The sequence below is a fragment of the Hyphomonas sp. KY3 genome (genome assembly GCF_017309975.1).
In the GTDB taxonomy this organism is placed as follows: domain Bacteria; phylum Pseudomonadota; class Alphaproteobacteria; order Caulobacterales; family Hyphomonadaceae; genus Hyphomonas.
Genome location: NZ_CP022271.1, coordinates 1,814,301 through 1,828,864, shown reverse-complemented (window position 1 = coordinate 1,828,864; position 14,564 = coordinate 1,814,301). Strand labels below are relative to the sequence as shown.

17 protein-coding genes are annotated in these 14,564 nt (G+C 58.0%); 4 read left to right on the top strand and 13 right to left on the bottom strand.

Going from position 1 to position 14,564, the window contains the following annotated elements:
* The first annotated feature begins 8 nt into the window (after positions 1-8).
* Positions 9-617 (top strand): DUF1287 domain-containing protein, encoded by a 609-nt coding sequence (locus tag CFA77_RS09030; protein WP_206990419.1) that lies wholly within the window; start codon positions 9-11, stop codon positions 615-617.
* On the opposite strand, the gene CFA77_RS09025 is transcribed toward CFA77_RS09030, so the two are convergent.
* From CFA77_RS09025 to CFA77_RS09000, 6 genes are all read right to left on the bottom strand, one after another.
* Complete coding sequence (locus tag CFA77_RS09025) at positions 589-1,866, bottom strand: hypothetical protein (protein WP_206990418.1); 1,278 nt, start codon at positions 1,864-1,866, stop codon at positions 589-591. The two genes, CFA77_RS09030 and CFA77_RS09025, sit on opposite strands and share 29 nt — an antisense overlap.
* Positions 1,867-1,883: 17 nt before the next feature.
* On the bottom strand, positions 1,884-2,882 hold the full coding sequence (gene scpB, locus CFA77_RS09020; RefSeq protein WP_242517292.1) for an SMC-Scp complex subunit ScpB: 999 nt from the start codon (positions 2,880-2,882) through the stop codon (positions 1,884-1,886).
* A 10-nt stretch (positions 2,883-2,892) separates the two neighbouring features.
* Entirely contained in the window at positions 2,893-3,726 is an 834-nt protein-coding gene (locus CFA77_RS09015; RefSeq protein ID WP_206990416.1) for a ScpA family protein, read from the bottom strand.
* Positions 3,723-4,763, bottom strand: a complete 1,041-nt coding sequence (gene nagZ, locus CFA77_RS09010) for a beta-N-acetylhexosaminidase (RefSeq protein ID WP_371822989.1) — start codon at positions 4,761-4,763, stop codon at positions 3,723-3,725. The genes CFA77_RS09015 and nagZ overlap by 4 nt, the downstream gene beginning before the upstream one ends.
* Positions 4,760-5,590, bottom strand: coding sequence for an SPOR domain-containing protein (locus tag CFA77_RS09005; protein WP_206990415.1), 831 nt, complete (start codon positions 5,588-5,590; stop codon positions 4,760-4,762). The genes nagZ and CFA77_RS09005 overlap by 4 nt, the downstream gene beginning before the upstream one ends.
* A 134-nt stretch (positions 5,591-5,724) precedes the next feature.
* On the bottom strand, positions 5,725-6,897 hold the full coding sequence (locus CFA77_RS09000; RefSeq protein ID WP_034812792.1) for a deoxyguanosinetriphosphate triphosphohydrolase: 1,173 nt from the start codon (positions 6,895-6,897) through the stop codon (positions 5,725-5,727).
* A 27-nt stretch (positions 6,898-6,924) separates the two neighbouring features.
* Here CFA77_RS09000 and erpA point away from each other — a divergent pair, with 27 nt between their 5' ends.
* Positions 6,925-7,266 (top strand): iron-sulfur cluster insertion protein ErpA, encoded by a 342-nt coding sequence (gene erpA, locus CFA77_RS08995; RefSeq protein ID WP_206990414.1) that lies wholly within the window; start codon positions 6,925-6,927, stop codon positions 7,264-7,266.
* A 58-nt stretch (positions 7,267-7,324) separates the two neighbouring features.
* A complete protein-coding gene (locus tag CFA77_RS08990) occupies positions 7,325-8,506 on the top strand; it encodes an epoxide hydrolase family protein (protein ID WP_206990413.1) in 1,182 nt (393 codons plus the stop codon).
* Between the two features lie 308 nt (positions 8,507-8,814).
* On the opposite strand, the gene nusB is transcribed toward CFA77_RS08990, so the two are convergent.
* The 7 genes from nusB to glyA are packed head-to-tail and all read right to left on the bottom strand — an operon-like array spanning position 8,815 to position 13,911.
* Complete coding sequence (gene nusB, locus CFA77_RS08985) at positions 8,815-9,282, bottom strand: transcription antitermination factor NusB (RefSeq protein WP_206990412.1); 468 nt, start codon at positions 9,280-9,282, stop codon at positions 8,815-8,817.
* Complete coding sequence (gene ribH, locus CFA77_RS08980; protein WP_206990411.1) at positions 9,279-9,707, bottom strand: 6,7-dimethyl-8-ribityllumazine synthase; 429 nt, start codon at positions 9,705-9,707, stop codon at positions 9,279-9,281. The genes nusB and ribH overlap by 4 nt, the downstream gene beginning before the upstream one ends.
* On the bottom strand, positions 9,707-10,834 hold the full coding sequence (gene ribB, locus CFA77_RS08975) for a 3,4-dihydroxy-2-butanone-4-phosphate synthase (RefSeq protein ID WP_206990410.1): 1,128 nt from the start codon (positions 10,832-10,834) through the stop codon (positions 9,707-9,709). The genes ribH and ribB overlap by 1 nt, the downstream gene beginning before the upstream one ends.
* A gap of 8 nt (positions 10,835-10,842) precedes the next feature.
* Positions 10,843-11,460, bottom strand: coding sequence for a riboflavin synthase (locus CFA77_RS08970; protein WP_206990409.1), 618 nt, complete (start codon positions 11,458-11,460; stop codon positions 10,843-10,845).
* A 22-nt stretch (positions 11,461-11,482) separates the two neighbouring features.
* Entirely contained in the window at positions 11,483-12,130 is a 648-nt protein-coding gene (locus CFA77_RS08965; protein ID WP_206990408.1) for a RibD family protein, read from the bottom strand.
* A complete protein-coding gene (nrdR, locus tag CFA77_RS08960; RefSeq protein WP_206990407.1) occupies positions 12,127-12,597 on the bottom strand; it encodes a transcriptional regulator NrdR in 471 nt (156 codons plus the stop codon). The genes CFA77_RS08965 and nrdR overlap by 4 nt, the downstream gene beginning before the upstream one ends.
* A gap of 6 nt (positions 12,598-12,603) precedes the next feature.
* The gene (gene glyA, locus CFA77_RS08955) at positions 12,604-13,911 is read right to left on the bottom strand and encodes a serine hydroxymethyltransferase (RefSeq protein WP_206990406.1); all 1,308 of its coding nucleotides are present in this window, start codon (positions 13,909-13,911) and stop codon (positions 12,604-12,606) included.
* A 222-nt stretch (positions 13,912-14,133) separates the two neighbouring features.
* Between glyA and CFA77_RS08950 the strand changes: the two genes are divergently transcribed.
* Positions 14,134-14,559: a MucR family transcriptional regulator gene (locus CFA77_RS08950; RefSeq protein WP_206990405.1), complete on the top strand. Its 426-nt coding sequence runs from the start codon at positions 14,134-14,136 to the stop codon at positions 14,557-14,559.
* The last annotated feature ends 5 nt before the right edge of the window (positions 14,560-14,564 follow it).

Here is a 14,564-nt window from a genome sequence, read left to right as displayed (position 1 = left end):
ATGAGATCATGCTCACACGTCGTGCCGCCATCTTGGGAGGTTTCAGTGTTCCGCTTGCGCCGATCCGCCTCGGGCAGAGAACGCTTCCGTGGCAGACTCGCCTCGCATTTGCTGCGAGATCCCAGATCGGGATCACACGCATGTATGACCCGGCCTATGCCCACCTCTCCTATCCGATGGGAGATGTGGAAAGATCGCGGGGCGTGTGCACCGATGTGATTGTGAGGGCCTATCGCGATGCGTTCGCAATGGACTTACAGCAACTTGTTCATGAAGACATGACCAACGCTTTCAGCAAGTATCCGACAATCTGGGGCCTGACCCGCCCTGACCGCAATATCGACCATCGTCGCGTACCAAATCTGGAAAAATATATCGAACGCCACGGCCTCGCCCTGTCAACGCCGCCAGACGATACAGGCTGGAAGGCAGGCGATCTCTATACGATGCGATACAAGGAGAGCCTTCCTCATATCGGGATTGTTTCTGACAAGACCACACGGACGGGACGCCCTCTGGTCATTCATAATATGGGTTGGGGAACGTCCGAGGACGACATTATCGGTCAGTTTCAGCATGAGCGCCGCTTCAGGCTGGCGCCTCGACCGGCTGCTTGACCCTGCCCGAAATCAGCAAGACGGTCCCGATCGCAAGTAATGGCAGTATTCGATGATGATACCGGTCGGGTGGACCCGACAGAAGGGCAAACAGCGCGTCATTGGCGATGGCGATCAATCCAATACCTATGATGGTTCTACGAATATCTGCACCAGTCCGTCTCCAACCGAAGAATAGTGCGGCGGCAAATACAAGATAGCACCCATACCTCAAGATCGTCGCGACCGACTCCACCGGCACCGCGGCGAAAAATCCCTTCGCCTGATGTGAGGCGTAGAAGCGTTCCGGAAAAGGCTCTGACAAGACAGGTTGGAAATCGAATTGGGTTGCTGGCTCACAATAGCTCAGAAAATCCAAAAAGATGGTACGGGCCAAGGGTACAGGCTCAAACATGAATGCATCCTTGAGTATGGGAAGCGCATGGTGCTCCTCAAACGTGGCCAAGTCGAATTCGCCCTCTGAGGTCTTCCAGACATCCCAGAACAGATCACGCCGACCTTTGTTCTCTGGATAGGTTTTAATCCTCGCCACTTCGTCAGCGGCTTCAGACAGAACCAGGTTTCCGGACCGGTCTGCTTCCCTCCGCAGCAATTCCGGCTGGACCGAGAACACCCGGGCGGCGGGAAACGTTTTCGAAAGTCGCGGCGTCTCAGGCATGATCATGGCATCAAGCAGCACGTTCGCACCAAATGCGATGACCGCGGCAACCAGGCCAGCCACGACTTGCCGCCTCGAACGGAAAAGCACCGCCGCCAGCACAGCGAAAACAAGAGCAAAAATCTGTCCTGATCCGTGACCTGACAAAAGCAGGCCAGCTAAAATTCCCACATATACTTCTGGAAGCTTACGTGCAGACAGGAGCAGTATGATCGCTGGAAAGAACCACGCATCGACCAGGACTGCGCTCGTATAGATCGGCTGCAGGCTGAGCACAATCAGTATACACAATACTATGCGGCTGGGGCGAATATCATAAACGCGGAACAACAGAATCCATGCGCCCGCAGCCATTGCGCTATTGAGGATTGGCATCGCCCAATACCCAACCAGTTTGTAAGGCAGCGTCAGCAGCAGGGCCGGAAACTTGCCCCTGAACCAGTTTGCCCCCTTCCCTGAATAGGCAATGGAATCAGACATCACCAGCGGGAATCCGTTCAGCACTGCAGGCAAGATCAGTACCGCGAACAGAGCGTAAAACCAGATCGCTTCCTTCGACGTAAAGCGTTGAAGGAGAGCGACAGGCATCATCCGCACCCAAGCACTATCTATTCGTCATCATCCCATGCATCCATGGGCTGCTCCGGAATACGCGGCTGCTTTGCCAGCTGGATCACGGCCGCTTTCACATCACCGCTGTCGAACTCATCAACATCAGACTGCGCACGTTCCGGTGCGCGCGTATAGGAGAACACACTGACGGAAGCATCATCTTCGCCATCGAGATCGGCCTGAGCATCAATGCCATTGTCTGACGAAGCCATTTCCAGGCTGACACCCTCATCGGTCTCTGAATCCTCGTCATCGCCTTCTTCCATGAAGTCTGTGACGAAAGATTCTGTCTCCGCGATCTCAGGGGACTCCACCTCTGGCGCTTCTTCGCCGTTCAGGGCTTCCTCGTCCGGCATCTGGAAACCGTCCGGAATAACATCCGACAATAGCCCCTCGGCTTCGAGATCGGCTTTGCCCGGCAATGTGTCGAGGCTTTCCAGCCCGAAATGCTCCATGAAGGCATCGGTCGTGCCATAGGTGATTGGTTGACCCGGGGTTTTGCGGCGGCCCTTGATCTTCACCCAGCCGGTTTCCAGCAATGTATCGATTGTTGTCTTTGACACCGCAACGCCGCGCACTGCCTCAACTTCAGCTCGCGTGACCGGCTGGCCATAGGCAATAATCGCCAGCGTCTCGAGCGTCGCCTGGCTCAGTTTTTTCTGAACCTGACGCTCTTCCACAAACAAATAGGAAAGATCGGAAGCCGTCTGGAAGCGCCATTTGCCCGCGACTTCGACCAGATTGACCCCACGGTTCACATATTGTGCCCGGAGCGCCATCAACACTTCGGCCGCTTCGACGCCGTGCGGCAAAGTCTCGGCAATCTGCTCGGCGCTCAGCGGCTCGCCAGCGGCAAACAGGATGGCTTCAGCACGGCGGATACCCTCGACCAGCGCTTCGCTGGCGCCTTCGGTCAGGGCCTCTTCGGAACGACGATAGGCAAACGCCAACTGCGCAACCGCGTCGCGTTCTGTTTCAGGAGTGTCGTCAGTCATCAAGTACTTCTCAAGCGGTTGCATCTCTGCCCCCTTCCGGTCTGATACCCGCATTGCGCAGGTAAAGTGGCGCAAAGTGCTCGTCCTGGCGCACATCGACTTCGCCATCGCGGGCGAGTTCCAATGCAGCCGAGAAGACACTTGCGGTGACAGACCGAGGCGGCAATTCCGGGTCCACGTCTGTCATGGTTGAGCGGATCTCGTCCAGCGAAGACCACTGCTCCAACTGTTGCCTGAGTGCGCGCAGTGTTGTTCGCGCCAGTTCCAGCGGCAAAACAAGCTGTTGCTCAATCGTGTGCGGGCGTTCCTTTTCGCGGCGATCGCGAATCGTCCCGAAGGCTTGTGTCAGCTCGTACAGCGACGCTTTGTATTCAGTGTGCTTGACGACTTTGGGCTGTACCGGCGCACCGCGCAGGAAGACCACATTGTCGAGAATAGGCCCCGCTTCGAGTTCTTCGACGGCCCCGCGCATGGCATCAAGCCGCTTCAGGCGAAAGGCCAGCCGCGCTGCCATTTCTTCGCCAGTTGGTTCGTCTTCCGCGGCCTTTTCCGGCTTCGGCAACAAAAGGCGCGATTTCATGAAGGCGAGCCAAGACGCCATCAGAAGATAGTCGGCCGCCAGATCGATGCGCTGAGACTTCGCCTCTTCGATGAAGTCGAGGTATTGCTCTGCCAGCGACAGGATCGACAGATGCAGCAGGTCGACCTTCTGCCGGCGGGCAAGCTCCAGCAACAGATGAAGCGGGCCTTCATAACCGCCAACATCGACCGTAAAGAGATCGCCGGCTTCGGCCTCCTGCGCGTCTGCAGACAGCGCATCAATCGAGATCATTTCGGAGTTCATGCCGCCCCCGCCAAATGAGGAAAATATGACTGGAATGTCTGCCAACCCTCAACGAGGTCAAACTCCTCCTGATGGGTCGAGAGTGCTTCAGCACGCAGTGCCCGCTCCAGTGGCCGTCCCGTCAGTTCTGGCGAAACAGCTGCGACTTCAGCCATTTCTGAATGGATCGCAAGTGGATCAGAAAGAAAGCCGGAACAGTGCAATAGCACGTCACAGCCCGCAGCAATCGCCGCTTCGCCCCGCTCGCCCAGGCTACCGCCCAGCGCCTGCATCCCGAGATCATCCGTCATCAGCAAGCCATCAAACCCGATTCGCGCGCGGATCACGTCTTGAATCATGATTTTTGACAGAGTGGCGGGGACATTGGCGTCAAATGCATCATAGGAAATGTGCGCTGTCATCGCCATTGGCGCATCGGCGAGACGGGCAAAGGCATCAAAATCTTTCGCCAGTTCCGCTTCGCTCGCCGCTACGCGCGGCAGCTCCAGATGGCTATCGGACATGGAGCGCCCATGACCCGGAATATGTTTGATCACGCCGGCAACACCGCCGGATGCGAGCCCTTTCAGAGCCGCGCCCGCGAGACTTGCGACCGTTTCGGGATCAGTGCCAAAAGCCCTGTCGCCAATTACGTCATGTGCGCCCGGAACCGGCAGATCGACGACAGGCGCACAATCTGCATGAATCGACAGGGCAGCGAGTTCTGCGGCGATGAGCCTGTGGCCGAGCCAGGCAGCGGAAAGTCCCCGCTCACGATCATTGGCAAAAATATCTGCATAGTCCTGACCACGCGGAAAAAGAGGCCATTCAGGCGCCTTCAACCTTGCCACACGTCCACCCTCCTGATCGATAAAGATCAGGCACGGCCGATTCATCGCGTTCCAGATGTCATCGACGAGGCTTCGGACTTGGGTCCGCGATACGCAGGAGCGGCCCATCAGGATGACCCCCCAAGGCTGCTCGGCGGCGAACAGTGCCGCTTCCTCCTTCGTGAGCACAGGCCCCGAAACGCTGAGGATGCAAGCCTTGATCACTATCCTGTCACCACAATGCAATTGTCACCGCCGGCCTTCACCGCATCACAGAATTTCGATGCTTCAGACCGTTCCGCAAAGCTGCCGACGCGCAACCGATAGAAGACACCCTTGGCTCCAAGATCGGCTCGTTGAATACGCTTCTGAGCACTCCGGTAGAGGCCGGGCTTTGTACTGTTCATTTTCGCCCAGGCGGTTTCAGCGGCGTCTTGTGAGCGGAAAGCTGCCAACTGGACGAGGTAAATACCATCATCGGTAAAGGCAAACTGTGAGGACGCTTCCCTGGCGGCCGGCGCCTTCCGCGGCGCGGGAGCAGGCGCCTGCACCACCGGATTCGTTGGCACGACACGCAGGGTCTCTTCCTCATCCTCTGGCATCGCCTCCAGGTCAGCCAGTGCGCGTACTTGCGCATCATCAGGCTCGATGCCTTCCCGGCCTGGCCTGAGCTCAATTGGGGGGCCGCCTTGCAGCGCATCACCACCTTCAGTGCCATTTGCAGCGAAGTCGGTGCCCGGCTCCACTATACGCTCGGAGTCATCCATCTGATCGTAGAAGCGCTTGTCAGTGTCTGGGACTGCCAGGCCTTCTCGATCTTCCGGCGCACGCTTGTAGGGCTCTTTATCGGCAATTACGCTGGGAATACCGGCGCCATTGTCCCGGATACCCTGACGATATGTGTTCCAAACAACTGCGCCGAAGACGAGCAAGACCCCCACGGCAAGCGCCAAGATGAGCGGTCCGCGCGTGGAATCGTCCTCGCGAACATCAAATCCGCGGTAATCGTCTTCGAACGGGGAATAATCCCGCTCGTCGTCCCGATATCGCCCCATGGAATCATCCTCAGACTAGGTTCACAGAGTTAAGATTACGGCGTGTTTCGTTAACGACACTTGAATATTCAAGAGCTTTCACAGGCCTCGGCGCCTGCAACGCTTTAAAACCGGTAAATGTGATGACAGTGCGGCTAGCGCAGTACATCCGGATGATAAAGGCGCCGGTGTTCCTCGATTGCGTAGGAATCTGTCATCCCGGCGATATAGTCACAAACAATGCGCGCGCGGCGCGCTTCGTTAGCCTGCGACGCATCTTGCCGCCACGGGCTCGGCAGCGTGTCAGGCTCACTCAGGAAAATCTGAAACAGCTCGGCGAGCATGCGTTTGGCTTTGCTGCGCATGCGGTTGACTGTGTAGTGTTTGTACATCCGCTCATACAGAAAGGCGCGCAGCGCCCGCTGACGGCTTTCCAGCTCCTCCGAAAATGCAACGAGTGGCACATCCATGGCGCGCACTTCCGCGGCGCTCTGTGGCGCGTACTGCTTCGCGCGCCGGCCCGTCTCGGCGGTAAGATCGTTGACCCACAGGCCGATCAGGCGACGAACCGCCTCATAGGAGACCATCCGGTCGCTTAAATGCGCATATTCCAATTTCACCGCGCGGAACTCGTCTCCGACAATCGGCAAATCCATCAGATCGTCAATCGTGAACAGGCCAGCGGCGATACCGTCATCAATATCATGATTATTGTAGGCGATGTCGTCTGACAGTGCAGCCACCTGCGCTTCCGGACCTGCAAACTGGTGCGGCTCCAAGTCCATGAAGTTCGCATATTCCCGAAAAGCGGCCGGTAGCGATTCCACGGGTGTATCGCGCGTCACCATCGGGCCATTGTGCTTTACGAGGCCCTCCAGCAGCTCCCAGGTCAGGTTCAGGCCCTCAAAATTGGGGTATCGGACCTCCAGCTTGGTAACGATGCGCAGCGTCTGGGCGTTATGGTCAAACCCCTCATAGTCCGCCATGCACGCGTCCAACTGGTCCTCGCCCGCATGCCCGAAGGGCGGGTGGCCCATATCGTGGGCGAGCGCCAACGCTTCGGCGAGGTCTTCGTCCAGACCGAGCGTACGGGCAATACTGCGGGCAATCTGGGCCACTTCGAGTGAATGCGTCAGGCGGGTGCGGAAATGATCGCCCTCATGTGCGACAAACACCTGTGTCTTCTGCTTCAATCGCCGGAAGGCGGTCGAGTGGATAATCCGGTCTCGATCACGCTGGAAAGGCGTTCGAGTCGCCGATGGCGCCTCCGGGAAATACCGGCCGCGGCTATCTTCGTGCCGGGTGGCATACACTGATCTCTTTTCCATTGGCTCGGGAATCCCTATGTTGAGGTCATGAGCACGACAACTGCCCCCGATGTGACCCTTACAGCCTCGGCTGCCAAGCGGATTAATGCGATTCTGGCCAAACAGGACGGCGTTGATTTTCTGCGCGTCTCCGTCGAAGGCGGCGGATGTTCAGGCTTTTCCTACAAGTTCGACTTCGACCAAGCGGCCAAGGAAGACGATATCGTCCTGGAACGCGATGGCGCAAGAGTGTTGATCGACGAAATGAGCCTCGAATTCCTGAAGGGCTCACAGATCGATTTCACGACCGAGCTGATTGGTGCTGCCTTCAAGATCAGCAACCCGAATGCTACGGCGGCTTGCGGCTGCGGAACCAGTTTCTCGATTTAACTTGCTTCGCCCCACGGCATGTCCGCTAGCTGGATGACACCCTAGCGAGGAGACAAACATGCCGACCGCTCAGCCCTTCCGCATCGACATTCCCCAGGAAAAGCTCGACGCCATCATGGCGCGGGTGAAAGCCTATGACTGGTTTCCAGCCCCCGCCAATGAAGAAGGCTTTGCCTACGGCATGTCCACGCCGGTGATGAAAGACATCCAGCGCTATTGGATTGCAGGCTATGATTGGCGCAAATCAGAAGAGATCCTGAACAAGTATCCCAGCTACAAAGTCGAGATCGATGGTCAGATGATTCACTTTGTCCATGTCGTGGGCGAAGCTGGCGGGCGGCGCCCCCTGCTCATCACGCATGGATGGCCAGGTTCAGTTTTTGAATTTTGGGAAGCGATCGCGCCCCTGGCCTTTCCATCCCGCTATGGCGGCAAGGCCGAAGATGCTTTTGACCTGATTATCCCTTCCCTGCCCGGTTACGGATTTTCAGGGCGGCCAAAATCCCCGATCGGTCCCCGAGGCACGGCCGCGCTTTGGGACACGCTGATGCGCGACATACTGAAATATGACACCTATCTCGCTCAGGGCGGCGACTGGGGCAGTATGGTGACCTCCTGGCTCGGCTTCAATCATGGCACAGTCGATGGCAAGGGCGGTTGCCGCGCGATCCATCTGAACATGGTCGGCTTCCGCCCGACACCCGCCACGCCGCAGACCAAGGCCGAAGGCGAATGGCTCGCCGCGTCGCAGGGCGCCATGCAGCGCGAAGGCGCCTATCTGATGCAGCAGATGACCAAGCCCCAGACGCTGGCGATGGCGCTAATGGATTCCCCGGTCGGCACTGCTGCGTGGATCATCGAGAAATTCAATGGCTGGTCAGACCTGTCCGACGGCGGACTTTTGGATACCTACTCAAAAGACCAGCTGCTCACCAATGTGATGATCTTTCTGGTCAATGATGCCATCGCCACCAGCGTCTGGTTCTACAATGGCTTTGCGCAGGAAGGTGGCAATGCCCTGCCAGAAGGCGTCCGGTGTGAAACGCCGACGGCGTTTGCGAACTTCCCCGGCGAGCCCGTCTACAAACCCGCGCCGCGGAGCTGGTTCGAGAGAGCCTACAACCTCACCCGTTGGACGGATTTGCCGCGCGGCGGTCATTTCGCAGCGATGGAAGAGCCCGAACTATATGTCGAAGAGATCCGCGCCTGGGGTAACAGCGTAACTGAGCCTGAGGGCTGATGGCTGCCTGTCCGCAGGGTGATCCCAACCGAGCCGGGCGATGGCGCGTCACCAATCCGACCGCCGGGTGAAGCCGTTTATCTTGGCCGGGCTGCGGGGCTTTCGTCTTCTTCCGCAGCTAGGTCTGATGAAATCCAGCAGTCTGGTCTTGCAACCAGTTGAATTTCACTGCGCGGATGGGACGGGCCCCAATGCATGGGGGCACCTACTATCCAGTAATTTGACTAATCGTCCTCGTGACAGCGGAGCCCTGCTCCCATCCGCAAGGACCGATCCCTGCACAAACCGGATGGCATCCGCCAGTCCGGCTATTTGCGCAGGTCCTTGGCCAGATTATCCAGCACGGCATTGGCAAATTTCGCTTCCTGCTCGTCGAAGAAATCATGCGCCAGCGACACGTACTCATCGAGGATGATGGCGTTCGACAAATGTTGGTGCGCGATGAATTCAGCGGAACCCGCGCGTAAAAGCGCGCGCATGGTTGCATCGAGCCGGGTCAGCTTCCATCCGTTTGCCAGCCTCCCAAGGATCGCCTTGTCGATGGCTGCCTGATGATCAACGACCGCGTTCACGATAGATTTGAAAATATCGGGATCGGCTTCCTCGATCGGTTCTTCATTCGGACCAATGCCGAGCCGGTCTTCCATGAAGGCGCGAATGGTCGCGCGGGCCGACTTGCCGGTCTGCTCCATCTCATAAAGCGCCTGAACGGCTGCGAGGCGCGCTCCCGCCCGCCTCGCCCGTGTAACCTCGAAGGGAATATTCTGGTCGTTCACCGAATGAGTTCCTTGCGGAATTTGATCATGGCCAAACAGGCGTCTGCGGCATCCTTGCCCTTGTTTCCGCGCTTGCGGTCAGCGCGGGCGAGCGCCTGCTCTTCATTCTCGACAGTCAGGATGCCGTAGCCAATCGCCTGACGACGCTGCACGATCAGATCCATCAGACCGCGGGCGCTTTCACCACAGACATAGTCGTAATGGCTGGTTTCGCCCCGGATCACGCAGCCCAGTGCCACAGCGCCGTCAAACCGGCCACTGTCGGCCGCCATGGCAATCAGGCCCGGCAGCTCGAACGCGCCCGGCACTTCCATGACCGTCACAGTCGCGCCAGCAGCTTCAAGAGCTTCCAGTGCGCCAGCTTCCAGCTCATCGGAGATGTGCTTGTAGTATTTCGAAATGGCGACAAGAACGCGGTCTGCCATCAGTTGTTCTCCTCATGAAGATTGCGCCACCCCTCTATCGTCAGGCCGTAGCCGTCAAGGCCTGCCAAGCGGGTGGGCTGCGTTCCGGACAGGTAGATCATGCGACGTACGCCCAAATCCCGCAGAATTTGAGCACCGACACCGTATTCACGAATAGGCGCGGTCGGATCGGGGGCCACTGAGGGCTTCAGGCCGAGCCGTTCGGCAATGATGTTCGGCCGCATCGTGTTCACGAACACGACCACGCCCGGTTCTTCAGCGTCAGCAATCACGCGCATCGCGCGCTCAACCAGGCCGTGTCTTGGGCCGTTTTCTCCCAGCACGTCCGACAGGATGTCCATCCGGTGCACCCGCACCAGCGTTGTGCTGTCCGGCGTGATATCCCCGTGAACGATGGCGATATGTTCCGAATTGTCGAGCGCGTTACGGAAACAGACCGTCCGGAACCCTTCCCCGTAACCGGAATCGAGCGGCGCTTCGACGCGGCGCTCCATGAACCGGTCATTCTTTCGGCGCCAGGCGATGAGGTCGGCAATCGTGCCGATTTTGAGATTGTGCAGCTGGGCGAACGCGACCAGTTCGGGAAGGCGGGACATGGTGCCGTCTTCATTCATGATTTCGCAGATCACACCGGCCGGATAGAGGCCGGCCATGCGGGAAATATCTACCGCCGCCTCTGTATGCCCGGCGCGGACGAGTGTGCCGCCTTCGCGCGCAATCAGCGGGAAGACGTGTCCGGGTGATACAATGTCCTCATGATCCTTGGTCGGGTCGATGGCGACGGCGATTGTCCGGGCACGATCATGGGCCGAAATACCCGTCGTGACGCCGTCTTTCGCTTCGATCGAGACCGTGAAGGCCGTTCCCATGCTTTCCCGATTGTTCCGGGTCATCATGTCGAGATTCAGCGTATGCGCGCGCTCCTGACCCATCGCCAGGCAGATCAGGCCCCGACCGTGACGCGCCATGAAGTTCACATGTTCCGGCGTGGCAAAATTGGCCGGAATGATCAGGTCGCCCTCATTCTCCCGGTCCTCTGCGTCGACCAGGATATACATCCGGCCATTGCGGGCATCTTCGATGATCTCGTCAATCGAGGAGATTGCTTGATGAAATTCGCTGCTCATATCTGCCCTTATCCCTTCGGCGCATCCGCGCCGATCATCCGCGCCACGTAGCGTGCCAACATGTCGATCTCAAGATTGACGCTGGAACCGGGCTGCAACTGGTTGAGTGTAGTCACCTCCCAAGTGTGGGGAATGATCGCCAACTCGAAATCACCATTCGGCAGGGCTTCAGCCACGGTCAGAGACACACCATTCACCGCCGCGGACCCCTTGGTCGCGAAGTAGCGCGCGATCTGTTCAGGTGGCCGTATGGTCAAACGGTAGCTTTCACCTTCCGGTTCGACGGAAACTACCTGACCGACACCATCAACATGGCCAAACACGAAATGTCCGCCCAACTCGTCGCCGAGTTTCAGGCTCTGTTCCAGATTGACGTGAGATCCAACCGTCCAGTCACCTAGAATCGTCTTGGAAAGTGTTTCCGGCACGGCTTCGGTGGCGAACCACGCGCCGCGCTCGCCCTGCCCCATATCCACGACCGTCAGGCATACGCCCGAATGCATGATGGACGCGCCCAGGGTGATATCTTCCAGTTTGTAACGGCTTTCGACCTCAAACCGGCGAAGCCCATTGCGGTCCTCCACGGATCGGACGGTCCCGACATCGGTAACGAGGCCTGTAAACATTTTCCTGCCCTTAGTTTCTTATTTAGACCCTTACATAGGTGTCCAGGACATCAACCCCAATCCGTTCCGTAGCGATAGCGCGCCAACGTGACGCTTCGCCCAGATTGGAGAGTCCCAGGGCGGCGAGCGCTGGCAGGCCGTCTCCTCCGATCAGGATGGGGGCGCGAAACCAGGCAATTTCGTCCACAAGCCCTTCCCGAATGAAGCTGGCCGCCAGCGTGCCGCCCCCTTCTATCAGGAGAGATGCAATTCCTTCGATCTCAGCGCGATGAAGGAGGTCATTCACGTCCACGCGAATGCCTTTCCCGCAGCGCCAGATATCCACGCCGCTCGCTGCGAGGATATCCTGCGGCTGGCCATTGGTTGCGACAACAACGCGTCCGGATGAAACAGACTGGACCAGTCTGGAACTGCGCGGTGTGCGACCTTGAGAATCTGCGACGATCCGGATGGGTTGGGTTTTGGGGAGCGGGACTGTCCGCGCGGTCAGCAACGGATCGTCGGCAAGTACCGTGCCCACTCCAACCAGAACCGCATCATGCGCGGCGCGCATCTCATGTGCCCGTGCGCGTGACTCGCTGGTCGTGATCCACTGGCTCGTCCCATCGGACAAAGCTATGCGGGCATCCAGCGATGTAGCGATCTTAAGGGTGACTTTCACCCCGCTCATTCAGGATCGCTCTCTTCTTCCAGCGATGTCTGCTCAATGAATTGAGCGAAATCGTTCGGATCCCTGAAATCCTTGTAGACACTTGCGAACCGCACATAACCGACCGGATCGACTTGCCGCAGCGCCTCCATGGCAAATTCGCCCACTTCATTGGACGTCACCTCGGTTTCGCCACCGCTTTCCAGCTTGCGCGCAATACCGGACACCATCTGGTCGATCTGTTCCCGATCCACGGGGCGTTTCCGCAAGGCGATGGTGATCGAGCGCGTCAGACGGTCCCGGTCAAACGGCACGCGTTTGCCATCCCGCTTCACCACCATGATCTCGCGCAACTGAACACGTTCAAACGTCGTGAACCGCGCACCACACGCCTCACATACACGCCTGCGACGGACAGCCGTGTTGTCTTCAGCCGAGCGGCTGTCCTTCACCGATGTATTCTCGGAACCGCAGAACGGACATCGCAAGGTCTATCAGCCTCCCAATCCATTATAGATCGGGAACTGCGCCGTCAGGGCTTTCACCTCTTCGCGCACCTTGTCTTCTGCTGATGTGCTTTCGCCGGACGCAACCGCGTCAACAATCTTGCCAATCCAGTTACCGATCTGCGTGAACTCATCTTCGCCGAAACCGCGAGTCGTACCGGCTGGCGAGCCCACACGAATACCGCTGGTGATCATCGGCTTTTGCGGGTCGAAGGGTACGCCGTTCTTGTTACAGGTGATGAAGGCACGCTCGAGCGCATGCTCAGCGTCGCGACCGGTCACATTCTTCGGTCGCAAATCGATCAATGCGACGTGCGTATCCGTACCGCCAGAGACAACGTCCAGCCCGCTGGATTTGCAAGCCGCAGCCATAGCGCGCGCATTTGCAACAACTTGAGCCGCATAATTCTTGAATTCTGGCTGAAGCGCCTCTCCGAAGGCTACCGCCTTGGCTGCGATGACATGCATCAGCGGTCCACCCTGAATGCCGGGGAAGATGGCTGAGTTGATCTTTTTCGCGAGCGCTTCGTCATTGGTGAGGATCATGCCGCCACGCGGGCCACGCAATGTCTTGTGCGTTGTTGTCGTCGCGATATGCGCATGGTCCAGTGGGTTCGGATGCGCGCCGCCGGCAACGAGACCCGCAAAATGCGCCATGTCCACGAGGAACAACGCCCCAACCTCATCAGCGATTTCGCGGAATCGTTTGAAGTCGATCTCACGAGGATAGGCAGAGCCACCCGCGATGATCAGCTGCGGGCGGTGCGCCTTGGCAAGGCGCTCCACTTCCACGAAGTCAATTCGATCATCTTCCCGACTCACACCATACTGAACGGCGTTAAACCATTTGCCGGACTGGTTTGGCTTGGCACCGTGGGTCAGGTGACCACCTGCGTCCAGGCTCATGCCGAGGATCGTATCGCCCGGCTTCAGCACCGCATTGAACACACCCTGATTAGCCTGGCTGCCGGAATTCGGCTGCACATTGGCGAATCCGCAATTGAACAGCTTCTTGGCCCGCTCAATCGCCAACTCTTCCGCAATGTCCACAAACTCGCAGCCACCGTAATATCGCTTGCCTGGATAGCCTTCAGCATACTTGTTCGTCAGCACCGTTCCCTGAGCCTCCAGCACGGCTTTGGAAACAATATTCTCTGACGCAATCAGCTCGATCTGCTGCTGCTGACGGGTACGTTCCTTCCGGATCGCATCGAACAGCTCGGGATCACGATCTTCCAGAGATTGGCTGAAAAATTCCGTGGTATCAAACCGGGCGGGCTGGGCTGTGTCTGCCATGGGCGAATCTCCTGCTGGGTCTTGCGCTATTTACGCTCAGGCGGGTCCCGCCGCAACCGCCGGTGCGTGCTGGGCCCACAATATCGCACCCTGCATGCACAATTTGAGAGATTGTGTCGGGATTGTCGTGCAAATACTTGAAGAACTATGGTATTTAGCAGTTTAGTTGGGGCGCGATTGTGCAGCTGAATATCCAAATACCTGACAGAGTCTTGGTGGGCCATGAGTGAATACGAGTCATCTGACCTGCTCGACATGACTGCCGAGATTGTCTCGTCATATGTGTCGAACAACCAGGTCGAAGCAGATGCGCTGCCACAGCTCATCACGAACATCTATGAGACGGTTTCCGGGCTATCGAAAGGCGCGGAGCCTGCAGCAGATACTCAGGAACCAGCAGTTTCAATTGCGAAATCCATCACACCGGACTTCCTGATCTGTCTCGAGGATGGCCGGAAGCTCAAGATGCTGAAGCGATATCTTCGATCCAAATTTGACATGACGCCCGAAGACTACCGCGCGAAATGGGGATTACCATCCGACTACCCGATGGTTGCGCCAAACTACGCAAAGCTGCGCTCAAAGCACGCCAAACAGATCGGGCTTGGCAAGAAGGCACCGCCCGCACCCAAGAAAAAAACCAAATAGTCGAA

Coding starts and splice junctions, on each gene's coding strand:
- CFA77_RS09015 (WP_206990416.1), bottom strand. CDS start 3,726: ATGAACTCCGAAATGATCTCGATTGATGCGCTGTCTGCAGACGCGCAG.
- CFA77_RS09000 (WP_034812792.1), bottom strand. CDS start 6,897: ATGGAAAAGAGATCAGTGTATGCCACCCGGCACGAAGATAGCCGCGGC.
- CFA77_RS09025 (WP_206990418.1), bottom strand. CDS start 1,866: ATGATGCCTGTCGCTCTCCTTCAACGCTTTACGTCGAAGGAAGCGATC.
- CFA77_RS08950 (WP_206990405.1), top strand. CDS start 14,134: ATGAGTGAATACGAGTCATCTGACCTGCTCGACATGACTGCCGAGATT.
- CFA77_RS09005 (WP_206990415.1), bottom strand. CDS start 5,590: ATGGGGCGATATCGGGACGACGAGCGGGATTATTCCCCGTTCGAAGAC.
- CFA77_RS08970 (WP_206990409.1), bottom strand. CDS start 11,460: ATGTTTACAGGCCTCGTTACCGATGTCGGGACCGTCCGATCCGTGGAG.
- CFA77_RS08990 (WP_206990413.1), top strand. CDS start 7,325: ATGCCGACCGCTCAGCCCTTCCGCATCGACATTCCCCAGGAAAAGCTC.
- CFA77_RS08965 (WP_206990408.1), bottom strand. CDS start 12,130: ATGAGCGGGGTGAAAGTCACCCTTAAGATCGCTACATCGCTGGATGCC.
- scpB (WP_242517292.1), bottom strand. CDS start 2,882: ATGACTGACGACACTCCTGAAACAGAACGCGACGCGGTTGCGCAGTTG.
- glyA (WP_206990406.1), bottom strand. CDS start 13,911: ATGGCAGACACAGCCCAGCCCGCCCGGTTTGATACCACGGAATTTTTC.
- erpA (WP_206990414.1), top strand. CDS start 6,925: ATGAGCACGACAACTGCCCCCGATGTGACCCTTACAGCCTCGGCTGCC.
- CFA77_RS09030 (WP_206990419.1), top strand. CDS start 9: ATGCTCACACGTCGTGCCGCCATCTTGGGAGGTTTCAGTGTTCCGCTT.
- ribH (WP_206990411.1), bottom strand. CDS start 9,707: ATGGCAGACCGCGTTCTTGTCGCCATTTCGAAATACTACAAGCACATC.
- ribB (WP_206990410.1), bottom strand. CDS start 10,834: ATGAGCAGCGAATTTCATCAAGCAATCTCCTCGATTGACGAGATCATC.